The organism is Tannerella forsythia (assembly GCF_001006485.1).
GTDB classification, from domain to species: Bacteria; Bacteroidota; Bacteroidia; order Bacteroidales; family Tannerellaceae; genus Tannerella; species Tannerella forsythia.
This window is the reverse complement of sequence record NZ_JUET01000129.1, coordinates 18761-44252: the sequence shown is the minus strand read 5'-3', so window position 1 is coordinate 44252 and position 25492 is coordinate 18761. Positions and strand designations below refer to the sequence as shown.

24 protein-coding genes are annotated in these 25492 nt (G+C 47.0%); 13 read left to right on the top strand and 11 right to left on the bottom strand.

Annotated elements, in window-relative coordinates; genetic code table 11:
- Window positions 1-100: 100 nt before the first annotated feature.
- Both Tanf_RS12185 and Tanf_RS12180 read right to left on the bottom strand, forming a co-directional pair.
- Window positions 101-784: a response regulator transcription factor gene (locus Tanf_RS12185; protein ID WP_014224321.1), complete on the bottom strand. Its 684-nt coding sequence runs from the start codon at window positions 782-784 to the stop codon at window positions 101-103.
- Window positions 781-2238: a sensor histidine kinase gene (locus tag Tanf_RS12180; protein WP_046826051.1), complete on the bottom strand. Its 1458-nt coding sequence runs from the start codon at window positions 2236-2238 to the stop codon at window positions 781-783. The genes Tanf_RS12185 and Tanf_RS12180 overlap by 4 nt, the downstream gene beginning before the upstream one ends.
- A gap of 172 nt (window positions 2239-2410) precedes the next feature.
- On the opposite strand from Tanf_RS12180, the gene Tanf_RS12175 reads away from it, so the two are divergent.
- Both Tanf_RS12175 and Tanf_RS12170 read left to right on the top strand, forming a co-directional pair.
- Window positions 2411-3295, top strand: a complete 885-nt coding sequence (locus Tanf_RS12175) for a GLPGLI family protein (protein ID WP_046826050.1) — start codon at window positions 2411-2413, stop codon at window positions 3293-3295.
- Window positions 3296-3306: 11 nt separating this feature from the next.
- On the top strand, window positions 3307-5895 hold the full coding sequence (locus tag Tanf_RS12170; protein ID WP_046826049.1) for a carboxypeptidase-like regulatory domain-containing protein: 2589 nt from the start codon (window positions 3307-3309) through the stop codon (window positions 5893-5895).
- On the opposite strand, the gene Tanf_RS15845 is transcribed toward Tanf_RS12170, so the two are convergent.
- The 4 genes from Tanf_RS15845 to Tanf_RS12155 form a co-directional block, all read right to left on the bottom strand.
- Window positions 5880-6014, bottom strand: a complete 135-nt coding sequence (locus Tanf_RS15845; protein ID WP_014224316.1) for a hypothetical protein — start codon at window positions 6012-6014, stop codon at window positions 5880-5882. The two genes, Tanf_RS12170 and Tanf_RS15845, sit on opposite strands and share 16 nt — an antisense overlap.
- Window positions 6015-6020: 6 nt before the next feature.
- Window positions 6021-6992 (bottom strand): FecR family protein, encoded by a 972-nt coding sequence (locus Tanf_RS12165; RefSeq protein WP_014224315.1) that lies wholly within the window; start codon window positions 6990-6992, stop codon window positions 6021-6023.
- A 73-nt stretch (window positions 6993-7065) separates the two neighbouring features.
- Complete coding sequence (locus Tanf_RS12160; protein ID WP_014224314.1) at window positions 7066-7644, bottom strand: RNA polymerase sigma-70 factor; 579 nt, start codon at window positions 7642-7644, stop codon at window positions 7066-7068.
- An 84-nt stretch (window positions 7645-7728) separates the two neighbouring features.
- Window positions 7729-10500, bottom strand: a complete 2772-nt coding sequence (locus Tanf_RS12155; protein ID WP_046826048.1) for an alpha/beta hydrolase family protein — start codon at window positions 10498-10500, stop codon at window positions 7729-7731.
- Window positions 10501-10851: 351 nt separating this feature from the next.
- Between Tanf_RS12155 and Tanf_RS12150 the strand changes: the two genes are divergently transcribed.
- The 5 genes from Tanf_RS12150 to Tanf_RS12130 all read left to right on the top strand — a co-directional run bounded on the left by Tanf_RS12150 (window position 10852) and on the right by Tanf_RS12130 (window position 15765).
- Complete coding sequence (locus Tanf_RS12150) at window positions 10852-11904, top strand: T9SS type A sorting domain-containing protein (RefSeq protein WP_074452927.1); 1053 nt, start codon at window positions 10852-10854, stop codon at window positions 11902-11904.
- Between the two features lie 9 nt (window positions 11905-11913).
- Window positions 11914-12411, top strand: a complete 498-nt coding sequence (locus Tanf_RS12145) for a Riean_0653 family protein (RefSeq protein WP_046826046.1) — start codon at window positions 11914-11916, stop codon at window positions 12409-12411.
- A 49-nt stretch (window positions 12412-12460) separates the two neighbouring features.
- Window positions 12461-12745, top strand: coding sequence for a hypothetical protein (locus Tanf_RS14945; protein WP_140230613.1), 285 nt, complete (start codon window positions 12461-12463; stop codon window positions 12743-12745).
- Between the two features lie 529 nt (window positions 12746-13274).
- Window positions 13275-14777 carry an esterase/lipase family protein gene (locus Tanf_RS12135; protein ID WP_161794971.1) on the top strand — a complete coding sequence of 501 codons (1503 nt, stop codon included), beginning with the start codon at window positions 13275-13277 and terminating at the stop codon, window positions 14775-14777.
- Window positions 14778-14853: 76 nt separating this feature from the next.
- A complete protein-coding gene (locus Tanf_RS12130; RefSeq protein WP_161794970.1) occupies window positions 14854-15765 on the top strand; it encodes a T9SS type A sorting domain-containing protein in 912 nt (303 codons plus the stop codon).
- A 223-nt stretch (window positions 15766-15988) separates the two neighbouring features.
- On the opposite strand, the gene Tanf_RS12125 is transcribed toward Tanf_RS12130, so the two are convergent.
- Genes Tanf_RS12125 through Tanf_RS12115 form a run of 3 tightly spaced genes read right to left on the bottom strand, consistent with a single transcriptional unit; the run spans window position 15989 to window position 18065 of the window.
- Window positions 15989-16960 (bottom strand): DUF4097 family beta strand repeat-containing protein, encoded by a 972-nt coding sequence (locus Tanf_RS12125; protein WP_046826042.1) that lies wholly within the window; start codon window positions 16958-16960, stop codon window positions 15989-15991.
- The gene (locus tag Tanf_RS12120; RefSeq protein WP_046826041.1) at window positions 16957-17526 is read right to left on the bottom strand and encodes a hypothetical protein; all 570 of its coding nucleotides are present in this window, start codon (window positions 17524-17526) and stop codon (window positions 16957-16959) included. The genes Tanf_RS12125 and Tanf_RS12120 overlap by 4 nt, the downstream gene beginning before the upstream one ends.
- Window positions 17523-18065 (bottom strand): RNA polymerase sigma factor, encoded by a 543-nt coding sequence (locus Tanf_RS12115; RefSeq protein ID WP_046826040.1) that lies wholly within the window; start codon window positions 18063-18065, stop codon window positions 17523-17525. The genes Tanf_RS12120 and Tanf_RS12115 overlap by 4 nt, the downstream gene beginning before the upstream one ends.
- A 219-nt stretch (window positions 18066-18284) precedes the next feature.
- On the opposite strand from Tanf_RS12115, the gene Tanf_RS12110 reads away from it, so the two are divergent.
- Window positions 18285-18707: a hypothetical protein gene (locus Tanf_RS12110; RefSeq protein WP_046826039.1), complete on the top strand. Its 423-nt coding sequence runs from the start codon at window positions 18285-18287 to the stop codon at window positions 18705-18707.
- 33 nt (window positions 18708-18740) lie between these two features.
- Here the strand turns inward: Tanf_RS12110 and Tanf_RS12105 are convergent, their stop codons facing one another.
- Together Tanf_RS12105 and Tanf_RS12100 are read right to left on the bottom strand one after the other, a co-directional pair.
- The gene (locus Tanf_RS12105) at window positions 18741-20255 is read right to left on the bottom strand and encodes a GH3 auxin-responsive promoter family protein (protein WP_046826038.1); all 1515 of its coding nucleotides are present in this window, start codon (window positions 20253-20255) and stop codon (window positions 18741-18743) included.
- Window positions 20256-20330: 75 nt separating this feature from the next.
- On the bottom strand, window positions 20331-21698 hold the full coding sequence (locus tag Tanf_RS12100; RefSeq protein ID WP_046826037.1) for a carboxylesterase family protein: 1368 nt from the start codon (window positions 21696-21698) through the stop codon (window positions 20331-20333).
- Window positions 21699-21877: 179 nt separating this feature from the next.
- On the opposite strand from Tanf_RS12100, the gene Tanf_RS12095 reads away from it, so the two are divergent.
- From Tanf_RS12095 to Tanf_RS12075, 5 genes are read left to right on the top strand one after another with little or no spacing between them, the layout of a single operon-like run.
- Complete coding sequence (locus Tanf_RS12095) at window positions 21878-22741, top strand: rhomboid family intramembrane serine protease (RefSeq protein WP_052449109.1); 864 nt, start codon at window positions 21878-21880, stop codon at window positions 22739-22741.
- A complete protein-coding gene (pyrB, locus tag Tanf_RS12090) occupies window positions 22735-23667 on the top strand; it encodes an aspartate carbamoyltransferase (RefSeq protein ID WP_014224280.1) in 933 nt (310 codons plus the stop codon). The genes Tanf_RS12095 and pyrB overlap by 7 nt, the downstream gene beginning before the upstream one ends.
- A 12-nt stretch (window positions 23668-23679) precedes the next feature.
- On the top strand, window positions 23680-24147 hold the full coding sequence (gene pyrI, locus Tanf_RS12085) for an aspartate carbamoyltransferase regulatory subunit (RefSeq protein WP_046826036.1): 468 nt from the start codon (window positions 23680-23682) through the stop codon (window positions 24145-24147).
- 48 nt (window positions 24148-24195) lie between these two features.
- Entirely contained in the window at window positions 24196-24762 is a 567-nt protein-coding gene (locus Tanf_RS12080; protein ID WP_014224278.1) for a flavin reductase family protein, read from the top strand.
- Between the two features lie 4 nt (window positions 24763-24766).
- Window positions 24767-25492 carry a porin family protein gene (locus Tanf_RS12075; RefSeq protein ID WP_080948639.1) on the top strand — a complete coding sequence of 242 codons (726 nt, stop codon included), beginning with the start codon at window positions 24767-24769 and terminating at the stop codon, window positions 25490-25492.

The window sequence follows — 25492 nt, the reverse complement described above, 5'->3', positions numbered from 1 at the left end:
TGCGGAATTAAGGAAGAACAAAAATGCACTGTTTTATCGGAATGATGACGTTCTTTTTCTTCAGCCGATTTTCGGAGAGATTACACGGCAAGTCGGGTTTTTACAAGCTGACCTGAAGGATATACCCTTTCTTTTTCAAAGAGATGATGGAAATACTGTGATCGTCTTCAAGTATTCTTCTCAGATAGGTGATTTGAACATTCAGAGCCAATGAGTTTGCATGACTGTCATCTCCCCAGACGGTTTTGAGAATATGTTCACGTTCAACCGTCGTTCCCATATTCTGGGCTAACAGGAGAAGGATGTCGGTCTGTCTGGCGGTTAATACGTGTGAGACGCCCTGATACGAAACAGAAGAAAGATTGCTGTCGAACGATGTTTTTCCGATGATGAACTGTTTTTGAGTTTCCACTGCTCTATGTTCAAAACGCTCTTTGATTTTTGCGATAAGTTCTTCGGGATAGAAGGGTTTGGGGATGTAATCGTTCCCTTTGAGACTGAATCCTTTCAGTCTGTCATTCTTCTCTGTGCGGTCTGTCAGGAAAAAAATCAGCACTTTCTGATTCACCTCCCGTATTTTGCGGGCAAGTTCAAAGCCATTCATTTCCGGCATATTGATATCCAGCAGGATTAAATCGGGACGAACAGTTTGCAACAGTTCCCAACCTACGGCTCCATTGTTGGCGTAGGTTACACGATACTCTTCAACTTCCAGAAACTTTTTCAGAAGCATGGAATTTTTGATGTCATCGTCGACCAATAAAATGTGTATAGCGTCTGTCATTGCGGTAGTTTAATGGTGAAAACGGTGCCGGCTCCTTCTTCGCTTTCCACTTCGATCGAACCTTTATGAGCTGTCACTAACTGTTTGACATAGGCCAGCCCCAGTCCCATGCCCGGGATATTCCTGTCTGTGATGGACGGGCTGCGAAAGAACTTGTCGAAGATGTATTTGCGGTCTGATTTTGAAATGCCGAAGCCATTGTCTTGAACAGAGATTGCAATGGATTCGTGGTTATTCTCGCAGTAGCCGATTTTTATTTCCACTTTTTTCCCCGAATATTTGATCGCATTCTCCAATAGATTGCTGATGATATGGCTGAGGTGCATTTTATCGGCTGTTACCGTCAATTTTGTGTCAGAAAGGAGATGGATGGCGGCTGTTTTTCCGCTCGGGATGCTGAGCTTTTCGATACAGTCGGTTATGGTACTCCGCAAGTCGAAAGCCGACAACGTGAGCGGTATTTCCGTTACATCGTTGAAGGTGAGGTCTCGTAACTTCGAGAAATAGGACGACAGGTTATTCAGTTCATGACGGGAATCTGCAAGAACAGCCTCTTTACTTTCTTTATCTTCCATCAATTTGTCGTTACGCATAAAAGAGATACACATCTTTAAAGTCGATATGGGGCGTTTCAGTTCGTGGATCATGGTATGAATGAAGTCCTGCCGCAATTCTTCCACTTTGCGCTGTTTTTGTATCGTTGCAATCTGTGCCACAAGGCAACTGATGAGAAAAACGGAAAGAACGATCGATAAGAGTAATAAATTCATCATTTGGGATAGTACCGGAGATAATTCGACCGGTAACGTAATGTTCACCATCTCCCTTTCAAATATATCGTATGGGTATGATATGGTGATGTGCGGGTTGAACGTTGAGGTATGATTAAATCTCAGAGGCAACCAAACCATCGAATCAGCTCGTTCTATGTGGATATCTTTTGCCGTAATCCCTCTTTGACGGAGCAGAGAATCTACTCGTGCGATTTCGAACGGACTGCGAAAATCGATGATAAAGCGTTCCAATGCGTCATATTCGTTAGGATCTTTAGGATGATTGGTTATGTTGAAACGATAATGCGTGATGCCTTCTGTTTGGGCCGTTTGATACATACGGATGATGTTTTTGATGTCTTTCTCGGTGATATCCTTCCGTTCGGTTTTCTTTAAGTCAACCGCATAAATGTCGAATACGGTGCTTAAGATGCCAGCTTTTCCCGGTTCGGTCGATGCGGTTATTTTCGTATTGGTCAGGATGTTTATATCCGGTCTTTTCTTAAATTTCCTTACCTCCCGTTCTTCTTGCATCACCTCGAGAACCGTTTCATATAATTCGTTCTCGTGGGTTTCCAGTGTATATGAATAACGATGATAAAGCCAGTAGCTCTGCATCGTGCAGAATGCAAGGATGGCTCCTATCGTTAGCCCATGCAGTATTTTAATCCTCTTCTCCATACTGCAAAAATAAACTATTTCTCGTTTGGGAGAATCGATGAACAGGCAAATAGCGACTTCGGTAATAATTTAGTAATAATTGTCAATGTTGCAGTAAGGATTATTTTTCTTTCGCGAGAGCATCGCCCGTAGTTTTGCGGAAAAGTTAAATCAATAACAAAATGTATAGCGTATGAAAAAAATGGTATGGATGATGACGCTTAGCCTGAGTGCTATCGTCGCAGGTTATGCACAGAAGGTGCAGGTGATTCGCGTGGAGGGGGGGCAAATGTCGGCAAACTCCGTCGCATCGGCTGAACAAAAAGAGATGGGCAAGACGGTTATGGAATTTATGTTCGATTACAGGTATTTGCGTGATACAACCCGGATGTCGCCGGCTGTAACAGACCGTATGATCTTGCAGGTGGGGCAGGGGTTATCCAAGTTTTCCAGTTATCGCACCATGCAGGTCGATTCATTGATTCGGATGTCTACTGCCGACCAGATACAAGCAGACCCCGGACGCTATATCGGAGGGCAGACGTATTCGATCTATAAGAACTATCCGGCAGGCAAGTTCACGACGACGGACAAGATCGCTACGGACTGGTTTCTTATTGAAGAACCGGTTCCCGTGCAAGCATGGACGATGACGGAGGAGACCAAAGAGGTGCTTGGCTACAAGTGTAAAAGTGCAAGATGCGCTTTCAGGGGCAGAGACTACATCGCTTATTATACCGATGAGATACCGGTAGCCGACGGCCCATGGAAGTTCGGCGGGCTTCCCGGCTTTATCATGGAAGTGCGAGATGCCAAGAGCCATTATTCCTTTGTTTGCGTGGGAATAAATTCCAAGTCCGATCGTCGTATCACGATGCCGGATGTACCTTATAACAAGACTTCGCGTGTGAAGTTTTATCAGACGAAATATACGTATGACATCAATCCGCTGGGGTATCTTGAAACGGTCAGCGGCATCAAGGTGGATGTAACGAATAACGGAGAAACGAGAACCGATCTGGCTAAGCCCCGCGGATTAACTTACGATTATATCGAAACAGACTGGCGGAAGGATTAAAAAATAGGCTTATGAGAATCATAACAGCGATATTTGCAGCATTCTTTAGCCTGTCTGTCGTTTATGGTCAGACGAAGGAAGTTCGTGGCGTGGTGCTCGATAAGGACGATCAATCTCCTGTTGCCGGGGTTATCGTACAGGTTAAAGACTCATCAGATCATCCATATCCATACACCATAACGAATGATCAGGGTGAATTTGGCATAAAATATCCTACGTCTGTCCCTGACTTGTTTTTAAGGTTTCAATGTATGAGTTATGCTTCTCAAACCATCAGGATCGGCGTGTCATCTTCGCCTATGACCGTATATCTCGTACCCCGGCCCACGCAACTCAACGATGTAACCGTCACGGCGCCGGACATAGAACAGCGAAGCGATACGCTGACTTACTATATGAGTAAGTATGCCACACCGGCAGATAAGAATCTTTCGGATGTCCTTAAACGCCTGCCGGGAGTAAAGGTGGAAGAGAACGGGCAAATCAAATACCATGGTGAGCCGATCAATAAATTCTATATTGACGGTTCCGATTTTATGGACGGTCGTTACGGATTGGCAACCGAAAACATCTCTCCTTCGGATGTAGCGAGTGTCGATGTCTTGGAGAATCATCAACCCGTTCAGGTGCTGAAGGGGCTGGAATTTTCTCAACGGGCAGGACTGAATATAAAGCTGAAGGAAGAAGCGCGCCATAAATGGATCGCCATACTTCACGGAGGGGCAGGGATATCACCGTTTTTATACGATGCTTCCGCATTTGCCATGCGTATCGCCGGCAAGTGGCAGAATATGGAAACGGTTCGTATCAACCGTACCGGATGGAATCCGGCCTCACAAAGCCGGCGACAGATCGAAAGCAGCCTTTCGGGCAACGGGTATGCCGATCAGCTTTGGGACGATCCTGTCACAGCAGGGCGGTTGTCTTCGCCGATCGACGAGCAGAGAACCCGTGATAACTTCTCCATGCTTGCCCATACCTCGAACTCGTGGCGTACAGGTGAAGGCAGAGATGCAAAATTCAACCTGACATACGAGGGGGACAAGTTGGATTATCTGACGGCGTATGAAACGAATTATTTTGATGAAAAGATCCCGTCGTTCACTGAACGAAAGGCGATGCGGACGCAGACGCACCGTCTGGGCGGTCATTGGGCGTTGCAGGTCAATCGTCCCGCACTGTTTCTGAAAGACAATCTGTATCTCGATGCCGATTGGGATAAGGCGACTTCGACGATAGGCGGTACGCGTTCTCTTCTGCAAAATGCCGAAACGCCGTCTTTCCGTGCTGCGAATGATGTGCAGGCAGTAAAACGGATAAACAACCGTCTGCTCACGTTTTCGTCACGAAACAGCTATGTTTATAAACCTCAATCCTTGCATATAACGGCAGACAATTCCGCCATACAGCAGGTGACGACGGGAGATTATCGTTCCGTTACGGAGGCTCGCTACGGTTGGCTGTTCAACCGATGGAAGGTATCCGCCCGCGGAGGAATAGATTTCAATCATCATAACATCGACGCAGATTTGCACGGAATAGCGCTTTCTTATCCCACACGAAACGAGATGGGTTTCTCCTTGTTGAATCCCTACTTCTCTCCGGACGTTTCGTTTCGATCAAGCAGATGGTTGTTTACCTTATCTGTTCCTGTGAGCTATCATTTGCATCACATCAGAAATAAGCTGACTGATGAGAGTGGTACGGAACATTTTGCTTCCGTGGCTCCGGCATTTTCTCTCCGCCATCAAATCAGTGCGAAGATGGATATGGCGGCACAGTTCAAGTATTCCCTGAGCCCGCCTAAGGCAGATATGCATCTCCGGAATGTCATGATGAATGATTTTAGAAATTTAACTGTTCCCGAAGATGTTTCCGAATACAAAGAAGAACGTACCGCAACCTTAAACGTCAGATATCGGAATCCCATTACTTCGTTGTTTTTTTATGGGATGGGAAGACTGGAATGGAATCGTTATCCATCAATGAGGAGTCAATTATTTATGGGGGATTATATCCTTCACTCGTTCGTTCCGATCAAGAATGAGAGCCGAAATTTAGCGGTAAATGGAAGCATAAGCAAAGGATTGATGTCGGGTAAACTGACTTTAGGACTTGATGCCGGCCATGTACGGATTTGGACTACTTCCATGAAGCAGCATGTAGAATCATCGTATGTATTGACAAAGACTTTTGTACAACCGTATCTGAAAGGCTTTTTTACCAATGGGTTGTCGATGGATTATCGTTTACTGTATACAAGGAATACGATGGATATTGAATCTTCCGGAAAGAGCGCTCATGATGTATGGAAGCAATATCTTGCCTTTACGATTATACCTGACAAAGCCTGGCAAATCGGTATAGGGGGTGAACATTACTATACCCGATTCAGTTCGGGAAACTCAACGAATCTCGTATTGCTCGACGCGTCGGTAAGGTGGACCGTGTCAAAGCGTGCCGATTTCAGTTTGACGGGTATGAATCTTCTGAATCGAAGAGCATACCACTATGCGAACTATGGGTTGTTGAGCGAAACGGGTTACACGTATAACATACGTGGGCGGAGCATCATGGCAAGCGTTCAAGTCAGGCTGTAATCACTCAAGACCGTTTCCGTATCGGTGCAAACAGCTTTTTTATCCAAGCTGCCGATCAGAGCATACGGCTGGCCCGAGAGCAGTTCTCCCGTTATGGAATGCAAGAGAGATTCCGCCACAAACGGTTATTTACAATACAACACTACGGTCGTACCGTTCATTTCATAACACATCGAAGAAGTCAGCGATAAGATGTCGAGCGCGTTCCGGATACTTCCTCCGCCCAGTGTGCCGGAGAACCGGACGGCACGCAGCTCTTCGGAGGCGAACCGGATTTCGACATTGAAAACGCGCGAGAGCGTAAGGGCAATCTCGTCGAACGAACGGTTCTCAAAGTATAGATTCCCTTCTTTCCACTGGATGAAGTCGGCCGCATAGACCTTACCGGTCGATAATGTGTGGCTCGAACGATCGAAAATAATCTGTTCGTTTTCGGAAAGGATGTGTTCTTCTCCCTCTGCATTGACCCGAATACTTCCTTCCAATAGAACGGAAGAAACGTGATTGATATCGGGATATGCGTTCACGTTGAAGGACGTACCGAGTGCTTCTATCTCCATCTCACCGGCATGTACGATGAAAGGACATCGCGCGTCTTTTTGAACCTCGAAATAGGCTTCTCCTTTCAGAAAAACTCTTCGCTCCTTGTGGTTGAAGGTCCCGTCACAGGTGAGCGTTGAACCGGAGTTGATCCAGACCCGACTTCCATCCGTCAGCACCACTTCGGCTCTTTCTCCTGGAGGTGCGGTGATGGTTAGCAGATCGTTTTCGGATGAAGGGCGAGAAGTAAAGAGGTAGACTGACCACGCGGATAAGATCGGGAGCAACCATACGGCAGCCTGTCGAATCGTTTTACGCCACGAACGATTAAGGCATACCTGTTTGTTCTTAGGCAGAATGGACGTGCGTATGTGTTCGTACATCCGCATTTCCGTGTCGTGATCTACGTCACATGCCGCTTGCTCCAGCCGCTTTAGCATTAACCGGTTGATCTTTTCATTGTGCCGAATCCAGTCGAAGAGACGTTCTCTTTCTTCTTCCGTGGCTTCGTCGCGGATATATTTTTCAGATAGACGGATATAATCGTTTTTTTTCATTTTTCCTTATATGATGATATACACAGTACAATCGATGACGCCAATTCCCCGAATGCGATATCATACAATTATACTAAATTAACAGAATGAGGCCGAGAAGAAATAATCGATGGAAGTTCTTTTCAAAATGCTTACGAATGAATTTGACCGCCAGCCATAGCTGCGTTTCTACCGTACTTACGGAAATCTGCATGATTTTGGCGATTTGTTTGGTCGATAGATATTTTTTCCGGCTCAGGATAAAGATTCTTTTGCGCGACGGAGGCAACTGTTCGATTAGCTCGTCGATAAATTGTTCGAGCCATTTGGCGTCGATTTCCTTTTCCATGATGGTATCGCAGGCAGGTTCTTCATTCTGCACAAATTCTTGATACAAGTATTCCATCGTCTGTCGCTGATATTTGTTGATCAGCATGTTTTTGGCGATCACGGAAAGGAAAGAAAGAATAGATTTTTCGGGATCGATCTCACGATGCACTTCCCATAATTTGATAAAAACCGACTGCACGATCTCTTCTGCCATATAGCAGTCGCCGTGCGAGAGAGTCATGATAAAGTTGTAAAGCTTGCCCGCATACCGTTTATAAATGGCCTCGAACGCTTGATACGAGCCATTCTTTAAGGCGGTCAGTTCTTTCTCTTCGCCGGACATTCCTCACACTTTTACAGACCATCGGAGGATGTATCGGAACGAGAAGCTCCGGCACATCCTCCGAATCGTCCGAATCGATTGCTCTTACTTGTCCGTATCTAATTCGTAGCCCCACGACTTGCCTTTTTCGGTGGCCGGGAGTCCTTTTGTCATCCATACCGGAGCGGGAGCGCCTTTGAGGTAGTGGTCGAAAAACTGTTGCAGACGGATGGAGAGGTCTTTGCAGTTACGGCGTTCGCGGAGGTTGTGCGCCTCGTTGTTGTACTGGAGCATCCACACGGGTTTGCCCATACGCCGCAGTGTCATGAAATATTCGATTCCCTGATACCAGGGCACCGCGCCGTCTTTGTCGTTGTGCATAATCAGCAACGGTGTGCGCACTTTGTCGGCAAAGAACACCGGCGAGTTGGCAATATACAGATTCAATGAGTCCTGCATCGTCGCACCGATACGTGACTGTGTCTGCTCGTACTGGAACTGGCGGCTGCGTCCCGACTCCCAGCGGATGCCGCCGTATGCACTCGTCATGTTCGACACGGGCGCACCTGCACCGGCCGCCTTAAACATATCGGTGCGCGTCACTAAATAAGAGACCTGATAGCCTCCCCAGCTCTGTCCCTGAATGGCCATGTTTGCTTTGTCTATCCACGCGTTCCGTGCCAGCGCTTCCGCTCCCGCGACGATGGCGTTGTAAGCGTCTTCGCCCGGATGGCCGACCGTATAGTGAATATCGGGAACAAAAACCACGTATCCCCGGCTGACGAAAAAAGGAATGTTAATGATGGAACGGCTCGGAGCGGGAGGATAGTAGCGATAAAGCTCATCGGAATGTTTCTCGTAGAAGTAGATCATGACCGGATACTTCTTCTGCGGATCGAAGTCTTCGGGTTTGTAGACGAGGCCCTGCAAGGGGATGCCGGCGAAAGACGTCCACGCGAACAGTTCGGCCGTGCCCCATCTGTAATCACGCATTTGGGGATTGATGTCGGTCAGTTTGTCGGTCGATTTCCAGAAGTCCCTCGTAACGTATAGATCGGGCGATGTTTGGAAGTTGCCTTTCAGAAAAGCAAACACATCGGCTTCTTTGGCTTTCACGACCGACGGGAACGTATACGTATCGATGAGTCGCTTCTGCAGCAGGTTTCGCCGACCTGTCTTCAGCGTATAAAATCCGTTTTCTTTGCTGCGCTTGTCGAAGGCCGAGAGCAGCAGCAGATCGTTCGGTGCGAAGAAACGTTTTTCCGGGTCGGTACGCACGTAGCGCAACACGAGGGAGTTGCTCCGTCCTTTTCCGAGCGTAAAGTTTTCCGGTTTTTTGATGCCTTTCGGATCGATTTTCCAGATATCGAATGCATCGTTGAGCAGTACGTATTCGTCGTTTTCGCCCCATCCTACGAGTCCGTATGAACCGGGCAGAGAAGGCGTATTATGCTCTTCGTTCCAGAAATTCACGCCGATGTCTTTGGTCAGATTTACCGTGGTGCGGGCGTGATTGTCGAAAGCGAACCAGTGACGTTGAGCGGCGTCCCACCAGATCGTATAATTTCCTTGCGACGAGAGCGTCGGACGGCCTCCCATGGCACGTGCCACAGGTTGCAGACGGTCGGTTTCAAAGTCGTATGTCCACGTGTCGAACCGGGGCGATACATCCCACTGCGTTTCCAGCCGGTAGGGTCTGTCGGATCCGAGAAGTGCAAAGCGGCCGTTATTCTCGTTGGCGATGCTACAGAAAGGCATCTCCTCGGTTGCTACGGAAAGGAAAGCATTCGGTTTTTTCGGGTCGATGATTCCTGTGTAGGTACGGCTCTGTTCGTGTCTCAATTCTACAAGTTGCTGCGGCTGGATGAGCGGGTCTTTCCAATGCCAGATATCGAGTTTTGCCATTTCAAAGTCGATGATTGTCGTGTCTTTGGCTGCCTGCTTCGGGGCAGCCCCGATCACAATCCGTTCGCCATTCTTACTGAAACGCGGGGTTGAAAACTCGTTGAATATCCATCCTGCGGGCAGTCCCGCAACGTTCTTTCCGGCGATCACTACTGCCGAGTCGGCGCCTTTTTTGAAATAACGCACCTCGAATGCTTTCTGTTCGATCTTTGACGTATCTTTCGTGGCGAGATAAACGAGTTGTTTTCCTTGCTCGTCGAACGCGAACGATTTGTATTCGGCCTTCTCTTTCGAGATGGTTTGGCGTACATCATTCTTCAGATCAAAGAAAAGGACCTCGGGTGTTCGGGTCGTATCTTTTTTGTCCGGCTCGGTGTTCACGGCAAAAGCGTTCCCGAATTTATTGAATAGATGGTCTTTGGCATTGCGAATCGTATCTTCGTACTGTGTAATCAGGTTGTGGAGAATCAGCAGGTCTTTCTCTTTTTTGTCTTTCTTGGCCGTATCTTTCGGCGCTGTAACGGTATAAGCAATATGACCGCTCATCTCTTCGGGCGCCTTGAATGCTTTCACTCCCGCAATCTTCCGTATGGCCAATGTCCGGTTGTCTACGATAACGAGTGAATCTTTCGGCAGGTCTTCTTTCTTTTTCTTTTTAATCCGCGCCTCGCGCCGTTCGGCAAAGGGAGCTTTTACAAGTCCTACCGTAAATATTCCGTCAGGCGAGACGACATACGTTTTGACCCGCTCGATCGTGAGCGCTCGATTCTTTGATAAGTTTTTAACCCATAGGGTTGTATCACCTTCCTGCGGCTGGATCAGTGCCGTCAGGATTTTACCGTCCTTGCTGATGCGGATGTTCGAAAGACTTTTCCAGCCATCATAGACCGAATGATCAAGGGGCTTCTTTTGGGCATACGAGGCAGTTGCCAGAAGTAAAAACAGAAATGTAGAAAAAATACGTTGTTTCATAGTATACGTTGTTTTTAATGTTTGATTTTTGAGTTACAAAAGTAGGCTATTTTTCGGAATATCAAAAACACATCAGTGCAATGTATGAAGACAATAATGAATATTACCGTTTATGTATAGGGCTGTCGAGCGAACTCATCGACCTGCATTAAAGATATTTACTTCAGAATAACGTATACGGATGATACAACTTGTACATGCCGATACACGTCCGAAAAAGAGCGTAAACTTTAATCATTTATTCATAAAACCAACCATAATAATAAAAGTTAATCTTTTGTAATAAAGAAACTGTAACAAAATTATTTTATTTACGTTTGCTATCGTATAATAATCAAAGAATTTGAAATCATGAAAAAAATTTTTACTTTACGGACGACTTTAGTCGTAGTTTTGGCGATGTGTTGGATGCCTTCTTTAAAGGCACAGTTGTTTTATCAGGACAGCCATCTGTTCATCGGTCAGAAGCCGAATAACTGGAATAGTGTCGGCAGTGCCCCCGGAGTATACATCGGTCCCAATTGGGGCATGGAATTCTCCGAAGGCGGATTAAATATCTGGCGACCACATGGATCCTCAAATTGGGGAAATTACAAACTGTTTATTGATCAAACCGGCAAAATCGGTATCGGGCGGAAGCCGACCACGTATGCCCTCGAAGTGAACGGACAAGTTTGGACCACACAAGGGTTGTTGATTACTTCGGATGAGAGACTCAAAAGGAACATTATCAATATCAACAGTTCATATCTGAGTAGACTCAAACGCCTCCACGGTAAATTTTACGAGAAACAAATTGCATCCGAAGCAGACCGACGCAAGGAGGTGGAAACCATGATTGCACAGGGTAAAATCAGTAAGGAAAATGCCCAAAGCGCATTGGCAGAACCATTCAATCTGTCGGGGAGCAAAGCATATAAGAAAGAATTCGGTTTTATCGCACAAGAAGTGAAAGAGCTTTTCCCGGAATTGGTAGAGCAGGATGCCGAGGGTATCTATGCGGTAAATTATACCGGACTGATACCGGTACTTGTAGAAGCGATCAAAGAACTTCAGGCCAGAGTGGAAACGTTAGAGAATCAGGGACAGATATCTTTCAAGAGCGGTGAAGCGACGACAACCAATGAAAAAATCCTCGATACGGAGGAGTATCTGTCGCAGAATGTGCCCAATCCGGTAAACGGTAACGCCCGAATCGATTACACCTTGCCCGAAGGAACAACAAGCGCAGCTATCGCGTTCTATTCGATCAACGGAACACAAGTAAAAAACATACCGCTCGACGTACATGGCAGAAAAGGCTCGATAACCGTTTCTTCAGCCGATTTCGCCTCCGGACTGCATATCTACAAACTGATCGCCAATGGTGTCGTAGTGGGAACAAAAAAATTGGTGAATAAATAAAATATAGGGATGAGACTCAACAGTTTCTTTTTCATTCTTCTTTTATGCTTCTTTTTCCCTCGTTGCGAAGAAGAAGAAGCATTCGAACTGCCGGAATTTTCGACTTCCGGCAAAAATACGTTCGGTTGCTATGTAGACAAAGAATTGTTTGTATATACCCGTGGCAGCGGCGTGTTGGGACACAGTCCTATCAGCGGCTACTACAGTGAAGGAGGGAAATATTTAGGTTTTTATTCATACGCTAATAAGGGTCGCTTTATCAGCATTACGGACAGCATCGTAAAAGTCGGATTTAAGCATAAAATATCCAGTGCAATGTATGAAGATAATAATAGGTATTACCGTTTATGCAAAGACCTGCCGAGCGAATATTGTTTGTTGAAATTCGACAAAGAGAATGGTATTATAAGCGGGACTTTTTCTTTCAGTGTAAAGAATCCAGAAACCGGTGAAATCAAAATGATTACGGACGGACGGTTCGATATCAAAATTAATATTCATGACTAAGAAAAATAGGATAAAAAGAATAAGAAACAGGGTACGTACCATAATAATAATGGCAATAAGCCCAATTTATATCCTGATTGCGCAGGAGGTTGCCGAATATAATGCTAAAATAAGCAAGGTGTTTCAGCATGTCGACAAAAGCAGAGTAACCACGGGGTTACTGTATGATTACGGACTGCATCTTATAGACCCGGTATATTATGATGGGGTGGCATTGACCGACGAAAACTATATCGATATGGAACGCTCTTTACGGGGGGATGTACAGCTCGAAAGTAAACGGCAATATCTCTTTGCCGACTCCGGACCAAATGAATGCCCGAATTTCAAGTGAGGGAGCCACATCACTTGCAGTTATACATCTTAGATATGATATGTATCGTAAGGATGCCATCGGTTCCGGTTCGGTAAAAGTTGTCAATGAACAGATTTATGACGTCAATGGCAAGAATCCATACGAACAGAAGATGCTCTTCGCCGTCGCTCCCAAAGAAAAGTATTACCACGGTAAAACCATACGTTTTAAATTCAGTTCGAATTTATTCGTAAACAATACGGGCAGAGTCGTTAAAAACCTCCAGGTCAACTTCAACAACGAGGGAGGATATCGAACGGCGTCGTGGAACAACGACATTACCCATACATTTTCATCGACCGGCATTAAAGATATTTACTTCAGAATAACGTATACAGATAATACGACATATACATGCCGAACGAAAATATCCATAGGGGAAGAGCCGCCCGTCACATTAAAATCAGCCGACCTGACATCGGATATACCCGCTTCTTCCCGACATTCCGGAGGGAAGATACAGATAAAATATGCGGAAGGCAACACCTCGCAGAAAATAAGAAAACCGTTGATTATAGCCGAAGGATTTGACCCGAGCCATGTGCTGGGAACAACGAATATGGATATAACCAACCTAAGTATTGATGAAGAAGAGATCGGGACTTTGAATATCGGTGATCCCAATATATGGGAAAACATAAGTTCTTTCGATATCATTTATTTGGATTATAATGACGGATTGGATGATATCAGAAGAAACGCAGTTCTTTTTCAGGAAGTGATCGACTATGTTAATAGAAATAAGAAAGGAGCCTCTCCCAATGTCGTTATGGGAATCAGCATGGGAGGACTTGTGGCGAGATATGCTTTGAGAAAGATGGAATTGGAAAACAGAAAACATGATACATGGAAATTTATCAGTGTCGATTCTCCTCATAAAGGAGCCAATGTTCCGATCGGCATGCAGGCAATGCTTCGTCATCTTGCCGACGTAAAATTCTCGGTAGCCTTCATCAAGATTTTTCAGGCAAAGAATATCGATATGATTAAAAAAGGGCTCGAAATATTAGACAGCAAAGCGGCCAAACAGATGCTGGTTTATCATGTAGACAGTCGTTTGCAAATTGACGGTAACGAACATAATGCATTTCAGACAGAGTATGATAATGTAGGATTTCCCCTGCAATGCGAAAATGTGGCGATAACTAACGGTACCGGAAACGGAACGAAAGTGATGGAGCCAGGTACGATGTTGGTTGACCATCGGGAAACATATAAATTTTCCATCTGGATGCATTTATTGACTTATTATTATGGAAAGTTTTTTCTTCTGACGAATTTTCCGAAGCTGTTTGTTTTGAAAATACCAGGAAGTGCAGATGTCGTCAGTGATGTAAAAATCCATGCGGCACCAAACAGAAATACATCGAATGTTTATTGGGGCAGGATACGGATACATAAAAAAATTCTATTTTTAATAAATATAAAATTGGATATTTCAGAAAAAAGCATGGACAGCAATGCTTTCGTATATCCATTAGATGGTGCCCCGGCTGGGATTTACAACGTCAGCAACGTTGCAGGCAAAATTCCCGACGGACTGTTGTTGAAGAATTACTTTTCTTTTGTTCCAACAGTAAGTGCGTTAGCATTATCAGACTGGCAAAGTCAATTGAACAGCAGGCTAACCGGTCAGAATCTTCATCAAGCAGGTAAAACAAAATTTATGAGGTCTTATATGCCGGCATCGAATCAAGAACATACGCATTTCCAAGCAGCAGCATCTTTCCTGGTTCGGGAAATAAACAGTGTTCCGACAGACGTCGTCATTACCGGTACGGTAAACATCCATTCGGACAGGCAATACGATCGAGATATCATCGTAAAAAGCGGAGCGACATTATGTATCACCAATGGAGCTACGTTAGATGTTTCGGCTAAAAAAATCACAGTTGAGCCCGGTGGTAAATTAATCATTGATAGTCGATCTAAATTATATTGCAAAAATCTTGATATAGCTTCGGGAGGGCATTTCTCTTTTGCTCCCGATGCCATGTATGGTTCTCGGTAAAATAATAGGGGTAGAAATTTTCTTTTTTCCGTATATATCGACTTTCGAAAAAAATGAACTGTTCAATAGTATAATCATGAAGAAAAGTATCTTTTTATCATTTTCGCTGATGCTGTTGGTATCGGCAGGAGTTTGGCCGCAAGAAAACGCTTTCGGCGGCAAGTATGTAAATGCCTTTAAGGCAGATTCCGTGGTTTGGAAATGTTATTGGGATTTTAGCGAGGAAAAAATAAAACTCGAAGACCCATTCGATGAAACCGTTTTGCATGGCGACACCGTAGTCAGCGGAAAGCAATGGAGAATCATCCGCCAAGGAAAAGCATTGAAAGGGTTGATTCGCTCCGAAAACAATCGAGTCATGTTCAAACCGTATCCCGGATATGAAAATAAGGTGCACCCGGATTACCTGAAACAGCAGGAGACTGTCATCTACGACTTCTCGCTGAAGGTAGGAGAAAGTATCCCTTCAATCGGCATTGTTCCGTCGGGGAAAGTTACGAAAATCGATTCCGTCATGTTCGAAGACGGCCACAAACACAAGCGAATACATGTCGGAGAATATTACAGTTATATCGAAGGGTTGGGCAACGACCGCTATTCTCCTTTCTTTATGCTTGCCCACGCTCTTCCAACAATGCCGAGCCGGCCAACCTTTATGTGTTGCCATGTAGACAACCGATTGCTGTACCGGAATCCGGCATTTAAAAACTGCGACGGACAGAAGGTATCCAACGTAATCATCACAGGCGGCTTATCGGAGGCTAAGGTATGGTTTTCGGACGGACAACTGACCGTATCGCTTGAAGACGGTCGCATGTTCAATGTGGCTGTCTTCAACGCGCAGGGAATGCTTGTGGCGCAACAGCAACAGAATCGTTACGAAACCCGGATTCCTTTCGGCAACGAAGCAAAAGGCGTTTACTTCGTCCGAATTCAGGCGGGACAGGCCGTGGCGACCCATAAGGTCGTCCACACCCGCAACGAATGACCGTATGCTCTCCGGCACCGACCTTATCGACGGCACGATACAGTGATGACGGCATTCGCCCGATCCGTATCGTGCTGTATCGGTTTAGCGGCTCACATAGGGATATTCCTAAAATAACAACATAAAACCAGCTGAATCATCAAAATGATTACGGACGGCCAGCTCGATATAAAAATCAATATACGCGATTATTAGAGAGCTGTAAGTCGATGGGTGTGACAATTTATTTAAATACGATTCCTCCGTACGAGACGGAAATATTGACGGAAGCGTTCGGGTTATTGCTTTTACCCGCCGTACCGACGATACATCCTTTCTTCTTCAACGATACGTTGTGGAACGTAAGGTTGCCGGTGTCGATATTTCCGTAGTTCGTATAAAGAGCGGCTTTGAAGGCATGCTCTTCGGTCAGTCCGAGTTTTACATTACTGTATGCCGCGTCGACCCGGATTTCCGAAAAATCTTTCGCTACTTCGGAGATTTTCAACCCTCCGTATCTCAACCGATCGGCCGTCAGGCGTTTGTTCAACTTGCCGATTCGCACATCGGTGTAGCCGGTTTCGATTTCGAAGTCGCTCACTGATTCGATCCGGTAGTTATCGTATTTCGAATCGGCTACAACTTGCCCGGCTTCGTCGATTTTGATCCCGGAGTATTTGCTCTCGATGGAAAGATTTTTGCATTTGTTCATCGTCGCTTTGCCATAACGGATGTCGATCGTCGCTTTATTGAGGGCGTTTGCGAAAAGATCTCCGTATTTTAATTCGACGGTGAGCGGCTGCACGAGGTTATCGAGGTAAATATTCCCGTATTTGTTCTCCAGCAGAGGAATGACGCTCTTAGGAGCGGTAACGATATAATGTACCGAACGTCCGCAGTTGTTGCAGTTGAGCGACTCAAACTTGGTCCGGGCCGAAACCTGATTGCCGCTGTGGGAAAAATCGACCGATACGCTCTCGGCATATTTCCGGGCGGCCTCCTCGGTGCGTCCTTCGCCTCTGATCTCGATCTTGAACGTAATTTTGCGGTTCGTTCCTTCGATGATCCGGATATTGCCGTATTTGTTTTCGATGGAAAGAACGGGATTGTCGCCGACGGAAAACTCCTTGACGATTTCTCTTTTATACTCTTTCCGCGCGGCGAAAGCTTCGGTTGCCAGCAAGGTGATGGCCAAAATAAACAGAATTTTCTTCATGATGTTTCTATTTGAGAGGTTATTAAATTCATTTGTATTTGCTGTAAAGCACTAATTCTGGACGAATAGATGCTGACGATCAATGTAATCTTATTTTCATCGGGCATCTGGACTTCCGGTACCGGCTCCGTTTTCATCGTCTCTAACTCTTGGAGTACTTTAGAGCGTTCGCTTCCGTCCATTAAGGTAAGCATTTGTTTCGTTGTTTCCAGTTCGTTTTCAAACAGCATGGCATAATGGTTTTGCACATCGGCCGGCGAGTCTTCCGGTGAGATCGGTTCGGTCATCTCCGGTTGTGAAGTGAACAGCCAGAAGGCGGTCATCACGGCGGCAGCCGTTGTGAGAGCTCCGATAAGGACACGCAAGACGCGATTCCGTCCGTTGTTTGCTTTCGCTTCGTGCGTTACGTGTGTATCGGTCTCGACTTCCGATATCGTTTCGGCATGCAACGCTTCGAGTCGTCGGGCAAAGCGTTCGCGGTGTCCGTCTTTCGGTTCGCCACTGGCAAAAATTTCGTGCGAATGCGTTTTGATCGTATGTTCTAATATGTTATTCTTTTTGTTCATATCCGTTGGGTCTGATTCAATAAGTTTCGTAACCGAGACAATCCCCGCGTGTACTGTACGCGCACGGTGGAGGGGTTAAGTTGTAGCCTTGCGGCGATATCGGCGAAGTTCATATCGCCGAACAGACGCAGGCTGAGGATGCTTCGGTAACCGACAGGTAAGCGTCCGATGCCGGTACGTATTTCATCGATGTCGGGCTGCTCATCGGCCGGCTCGTCTTCGTCGGCCGGTTCCGACACCTGCTCTTCGTTGATTGAAGTGTAAAAGTTCTTCTGCTTTCGTATGGTGTCGATGGCCGCATTTGTTGCGATCCGTCGCAGGATGCGTTCCATCGCCTGCGGATCGTCGTTGAGCAGTTCGGGACGGACGAAGATTTTCAGCAAAGTGTCCTGCATGATCTCTTCGGCTTCGTCGCGATTGCCGACAACAGCTGCGGCACTCTGATAAACCGGACGGAAGAAGCGGTCGTAGAAAGCCATCTGCGCCTGTTGCTCGCATCTTCGCACGCCATCGACGAGGTTCTTATATTCGTTATCCATTCGTTTGACTGTTCATCCCTATAACGAGGTAAAGGGCGATTTGCTACAACGAAGGTAGAAAAAATACGGTATTTCGCATTTGACTGTATCGTGTTTCGTCCTGCAAAGAGCGGCAGGACATGCCGATATGGGCAAACCGATTTGCCGTACCGGGATTTGGCAAATCTTACCATGTTTCATATTTTTGTGTTTCGGTAGATAAAATAAACGACAGAGACAATGATAGAACAAGATTACATCCTGAAGATCTTACAGGAGTTCTTCGAGGCCATCGCCAAAGTGGTGCGGCGCAGTGATGAGGATGACGAGGCTGCTACGGCTGACATGCAGGCGCGTTATAATGCCATCTACGAGCAATTTTTCCGTTGTCCGGCACATCATTTCTATGAAATCGAAAAAGAAGACCTGCTTAACGACCTGTGGACGGAAAACAGTGAACAGAAAGCGTTAGCCAAAATGCGCATGCTCTCGGAATTACTCTATCGTGACGCACTGATCAAAAAAGAGGGTTCCCTGCGCTACGACTTGTTGGAGAAAGCATTGCTTCTGCTCGAATTTTTGCAACAGAACAGCAAAACCTATTCGTGGGATCAGGAGAACAAAATGGCTTATATTCGTACTCTGCTTGAAGAATACGGATAGTTTCCGACCTTATGTGAGGTCTTCTTTTCGTGATCAGCCGTTCATCGACAAGAGTTCTTCCAATATGTCCCGGCTGTTGCTCAGGCAAGGTACTTTGTGCTGTCCTCCCAATTTGCCGCGTTTCTTGAGCCAGTCGTAAAACAAATGTTCGCGGGCGGGAATTACTTCGAGGGGTTGCAGGGAGATTTCCTTGTAACGTTTAGCGGCATAGTCGGAATTAAGTGTCTGCAAAGCATCGTCCAACACGGTGGCGAATGTTTCGATGGAGGGCGGCGGTGTCTCAAACTCAACCACCCACTGATGGCGTCCTTTTGCCTTGTCGAGCAGGAACAAGGGGGCGGCTGTATACGCCCTCACTAAGGCGCCTGTTTCTTCGCAAGCTTTTCGGATGCCTTTCTCGGTATTGTCCGCCATCAACTCTTCGCCGAAAGCATTGATAAAAAAACGGGTACGTCCCGTGATCACGAATTTGTGCGGGAAGGTAGACGTGAAGCGCACCGTGTCGCCGATGCGGTAACGCCACAGTCCGCCGGCTGTGGTGATGATCATCGCATAATTCACGCCGGTCTCGACCGCTTCGAGCGGGATAGCGATCCCATCGTCCGGACGCCCGGATTCGCCCGTGGGGATAAATTCGTAGAACACCCCGTAGTCGAGCATCAGGAGCATGCTTTTGTCCGACGGGTCGTCCTGTAACCCGAAGAATCCTTCCGAAGCGTTGTACGTCTCCATATAGTGCATTCGGTCCGACGGTATCAGTCGTTCGTACTGTGTGCGGTACGGTTCGAACCCGACCCCGCCGTGGAAAAAGACTTCGAGGTTCGGCCATACTTCGGGCAGCGTCTGTTTGCCTGCTCGCTGCAAAACGGCTTTGATCAGCACAAGCATCCATGACGGAATACCGGAAAGACTGACTACATCCTTCTTCCATGTGTTTTCCACAATCGCCTCGATCTTTTTTTCCCATTCGTCCATTAGAATGATCTCTTTGCGCGGCACACGTATCAGGTTGACGAGCGGATGCAGGTTTTGCAGCAGCACGGCCGAGAGATCGCCGCAATGTGCCCGCCTGTTCAGGGGCGACGGGCTGTGACTGCCGCCAAGGATCAACCCTTTCTTCGAAAAGAAACGCGTGTCGGGGCAATTATGCAGGTAAAGCGCAACGGTGTCGAAGCCTCCCGCATAATGGCAGCGGCGCAGGATGTCGGACGTGACGGGGATGTATTTACTGCGGTCGTTCGTTGTGCCGCTGCTTTGCGCGTACCATCGCACGGTCGAGGGCCACAGCACGTCTTTCTCTCCGTTAATCATCCGTTCGATGAACGGGTGCAAGTCTTCGTAACTCTGAAGCGGGATACGTTCGCGAAAGGTGTCGTACCCGGAGATTTCTACGAAAGCATAACGTTTCCCCCAAACGGTGTTGCGTGCCTTGCCGAGCAGGTAACGCAGCTGCTGCCGCTGGATGTCGACAGTCCGCTTTCCGAACGATTCGATTGCGCGTTGTCGTCGTGCAAAAAAGGGAGAGATGATTTTTGTCCGTATGTCCATGTCCGTTTGCGTCGGGAAACCGTGCCGCAAAAATAATCCTTTTTTTTCAGATTATACTTTCCGTTCGCTTTGGGATCACCAGGCTACTTCGATCGCAACGGGATAGAGCCGGTGAGGATCGAAGAATCGGGCACAACTGTTTATTAAATGTTTCAGGTCGGGTGTGGCGGTACCTTTGAATACTTGCTCGCCGTTTGCCGTTACGGTTATTTCACGGTTCAGGTCGACCAGCTCGTTGCACAGATAGAGTATCAGTCTCCCGTTACGCGAAGGGGTATAATGTTTCTTGAACTTCATTTCGATGCCCCAATGCGGATCGGTCTCAACCGTCTCATAGGTTACATCGTCGATTTGCAGGGTGATCGTGTTGTTCGTAATATTCATCTCGTAACGTTTCCGTCCGGCGTTATCTGCCCGTTCGGGAAGGTAAAGGTTGTAAAAGCCCGGACGGTGCCGGCCGTCCATCTCATAGTCTTCCCACGTCACATGCTTCGGATGCGGGTTTCGTACATGCTGTTTTAGCCACGGAGTCGTAGGACGGTAGTCGATGCTGTGTCCTTTGCCGGGAATCAGTTCGATGCGATGCATGAAATGTTCAGGGTCTTGCGTATGGAGTTGTCGGAAAGCCTCTTGCACATACGATGTCAGCGTATTCCGGTAGAAACCCTTGTCGTCCGCGCCTGTGAGTAAGGAAAATGCTATGTTGCGGCAGTTCTCGGGCGGAGCGTTTTTGAGCGGTTCTCCTCCCGCCATCGGTCCGGCGCCGGCCAGATAGTCGGCGTAGAACGATGCGAGCCGCTGACTGCCGTATCCCCCTTCAGAGATACCGAAGATATACATCCGGTCGGGATCGATCTGCCCCGATACGAGTGACTGTCGCAGCAGCTTCTCCCATGCGAACTGCTTGGCCTTTTGCCACCAGCGATAATATTCGCCCTCATTCGGTATCTGAGGAATGAAATAGGCCGAAGGAGCATCGTCGAACCGGGTGCAAAGGGTCAGCCCTGTTGCCCATTCCTGATGCTTATCGCCCGAACCGTGCAGATACAGGTAGAGCGGAAAACCGTCCTTGGGCTTACCTTCTCCTTTTGTTCCCCAATAGTAGGGCATGACGGCATCACGTTCCAGGTTTTCGGGTAATACCCAGCGCCCCAACGACGTTTCCGACAAAGGCTTCAAGTCGATTAGTTTTTCTTCGGCAAAGGCTTCGTTGGCTGCTTTCCATGTCTCCCACACCCATTGGCGCTGCTGCTCGACCTCCCATAGGTTCATAGTTTTCTCTCCTGCGAAAGTGGCTGTTTTACCTGCCAGACGGTCGGCAAAGAAAGCGGATATCGCCTCTTCGGAGATCCTGTTCGTATCATGCTCATCCGGCGCTGTTGCTGCAGAACAGGAGCACCATGCAATGCTTAACAACAGACCGCCTGCCCGTATCAATCTCATCTTTATTCTTGTATTTAAATTCCGGATGCAAAAATAAACGATTCAACGGAAATAACCGCATACGGTACATAAACAAAAGAAAAAACAATTTTCGGCCATGCACAATGTACAATAGCGCGAGCCTTGTCCCACACTTGTGATCGTAGCGAGAATAGATTCGGAAATCGTATCTTTGTTCCGTGGTGGGAGACAATGGTACATTCGTGAAGGAAGGTAACGATAAGAAAGAAACACGACGCGCCGCGTTGTATGCAAGTCTTTTGGTCGCTGTACCCTGTGTGGTACATATCGTCAATGCGTGCTTCTCGCTGCGGCTGCAACGTTTTGGGCTGGCCCCGCATGATCTTCGAGGATTGTCCGGCATTCTTACGATGCCGTTGCTGCATGCGGGATGGGATCATCTGCTCTCCAACATGCCGCCGCTATGGGTGCTCACTTTCGGACTCATTCTGTTCTATCGTGAAAAAAGCCGGACGATTTTTGCTTACCTCTATTTGATGAGCGGATTGTTCACGTGGAGTATTGCTTCGGCCGGTTCCGTCCATATCGGAGCCAGTGGAGTGATCTATGCTTTGGCGGCGTTCCATTTCGTGACCGGCATGATCCGGCGAGTACCCCGGCAGATGGCTTTCGCCCTGTTAGTCGCTTTTCTGTACGGTGGATTCGTATGGGCATTCTTTCCTTCGCTCTACAGGCATACAACCATCTCGTGGGAAGGACATTTCTCCGGCTTGGTCTCGGGTATTGTTCTGGCGATCTATGTACGTCGTTGGGGCCCGCCGCCTCCACCCGATCCTTTTGAAGGCGAAGACGAAGAACCGGATGAAGATATGGAAGCTTACTGGAAGATACCCGACGAAGAACAGTCTTCCTCATCGGTTCCCGATGCTTGGGAAGGCGTCGGATTGTCAGAAACGGCTTCATTGGGTATATATCCCAATGAGGCACGTATTTTTGCATACGAGAAACTTATTTTCACATCTTCGCAGCGGATCATTTTTTTTTCTTACATTTGTGGTCATACAATCATCCCGTTATGTTGAATAAAAGTTTAGTATCGATTGATCAATGTACGAAAGAAGATATTCTGCGTATTCTTGAGAACGCCCGGAAGTTTGAAGAAAATCCCGACCGCCGCCTGCTTGAAGGCAAGATCGCGGCCACACTCTTTTTCGAACCCTCGACACGTACACGTCTGAGTTTCGAGACGTCGGTGAATCGTTTGGGAGGACGTGTTATCGGTTTTCAGGACGCCTCGACCACCAGCTCGTCGAAAGGGGAGACCCTTAAAGACACGATTCTGATGGTCAGCAATTATGCTGATGTGATCATCATGCGCCACCATCTTGAAGGGGCTGCCCGTTATGCTTCCGAAGTGACGAAGGTACCTATCATCAATGCCGGTGACGGCGCCAATCAACACCCTTCGCAGACGCTGCTCGACCTCTATTCGATCAAAAAGACGCAAGGGACTCTTGATAACCTGACCATCACGATGGTAGGCGACCTGAAATACGGACGTACGATTCATTCGCTGATTGTCGGCATGTCGCACTTCCATCCGACATTCCATTTTATCGCTCCGGAGGAATTGAAGATGCCGGAAGAACAGAAGCATTTCTGTCGTACACACGACATCGGGTTTCATGAACATACCGTCTTTTCGGAAGATATTATCAACCAGACGGATATTCTTTATATGACGCGTGTACAACGGGAACGTTTTACAGATCTTGTTGAATACGAACGGGTCAAAAATGTTTATGTTCTGCATAACAGGATGCTCGAACATTCGCGTCCGAATCTGCGCGTATTACATCCGCTGCCACGTGTGTACGAGATCGCTTACGATGTGGATGGTAATCCGAAGGCGTATTACATCCAGCAGGCGCGGAACGGTCTTTTTACCCGCGAGGCGATTATCTGCGATGTGCTGGGCATTGATATAAAGACGAAAATCGACAATTAATCAGAGATAAAGATGTCAAACAAAGGTAAACGAAAAGAATTGCAGGTGGCCGCGCTTGAAAATGGTACGGCCATAGACCATATTCCCCCGGCTCAATTGTTTAAGGTGGCCGAATTGCTTGGACTTGATAAGATGGACAACCGCATTACGATCGGTAACAACTTTGAAAGTAAGAAGATGGGATGCAAGGGCATGATTAAGATTGCGGATAAGTTTTTTGAGGAAGACGAGATCAACCGAATCGCACTTGTTGCACCGAATGTTGTGCTCAACATCATCCGAGATTATGAAGTCGTAGAAAAGAAATGTGTCCGTCTGCCCGATGAACTGATTGATATCATCCGATGCAACAATCCTAAATGTATCACGAACAATGAGCCGATGAAATCACATTTCTATGTGACAGATAAAGAGACTGGCACCGTCAAATGCCGTTATTGTGAACGTAAAACGAATAAGGAAGAAATTACAATTAAATAGTAAGTCGATGCCGGCTTGCGAGGGAATTTTACTGTAAAACAAATGATTATGAAACAAGACTGGAAACCGGGAACTATGATTTATCCGCTGCCGGCGGTGATGATTTCGTGCGGAAGTGATCCGTCGGAATATAATATTTTGACTGTAAGCTGGGTGGGAACAATCTGTTCGAACCCGCCGATGTGCTACATCTCGGTGCGTCCCGAACGCTTTTCATATCCCATTCTGAAAAAGAATATGGAATACGTGATTAACCTGACGACTCGTGATATGGCATTTGCAACAGACTGGTGCGGCGTTGTTTCGGGGAAGGACCATTGTAAATTCGAGGAGATGAAACTTACTCCCGGACGGGCTTCTATCGTTCGGGCTCCGTTGATCGAGGAATCGCCGCTTTGCATCGAATGCCGGGTCAAAGAGGTGATGAGACTTGGCTCACACGACATGTTTATCTCTGAGGTAGTCAATGTGAAGGCCGATGAGAAATACCTTCATCCCGAGACCGGTGCTTTCGATATGCAGAAGGCAGATTTACTGACGTATGTGCATGGTAAATACTATGGAATGGGAGACTTGCTCGGTTTCTTCGGTTGGTCGGTAAAAAAGAAAAAATAAGCACATGGGGAGATTTATTCTCTTGATATTAAGCGCGATGTGCTATATTGCGGCACCAGCTCAGTCACTTATCAAGCCGGATCATAAGGTGGTGAATCTGGGAGTAAAGGTCGGGTTGCGGGCTTTACAGTCGGATATTTCATCGATTGACTTGGATGAGGTCAGGTTTGAAGATATCCACCTCAAACACGATGTAGGTTATATGGCTGGTTTTCTGATACGGGTCAATGTCGACCGTTTTTTTATTCAGCCGTCGGCTTTTTGGAATTATTCGAGCGGAGACATTCGGTTCGATGTGATTCGTCCCGCTTCGGAGCAGACAAACGAATCAGCCATGGAATTTCCCCAGGCGATGACGATGGAGATCAAATCGCTCGAAGTACCGGTGGTGGTAGGTTACCATTTGATTAAACAACGTCCGTATGTGTTTAGTCTTATGGGCGGAGTCAAGTTAAAATATAATTACGACGTGCAGTTTACGGCGAATAGTCCGCATACTTCTTTCTCATATAACGGGGATACATCGCCTTATCATTGGGCGGCCTACACGGCGATGGAAGTACTGATCGGCAAACTGACTTTCGATATCGGCTATGAATACGGCCTGAATCGCTTGCATTCTGATTTCGACCCGTTTTCATATCATTCGGGAGGAACGGAGAGGGCCTCATCGTTGCATATCAGTAAATACCTGAACGGGTTGAGCATGTCGGTGGGTATTCTGTTCTAA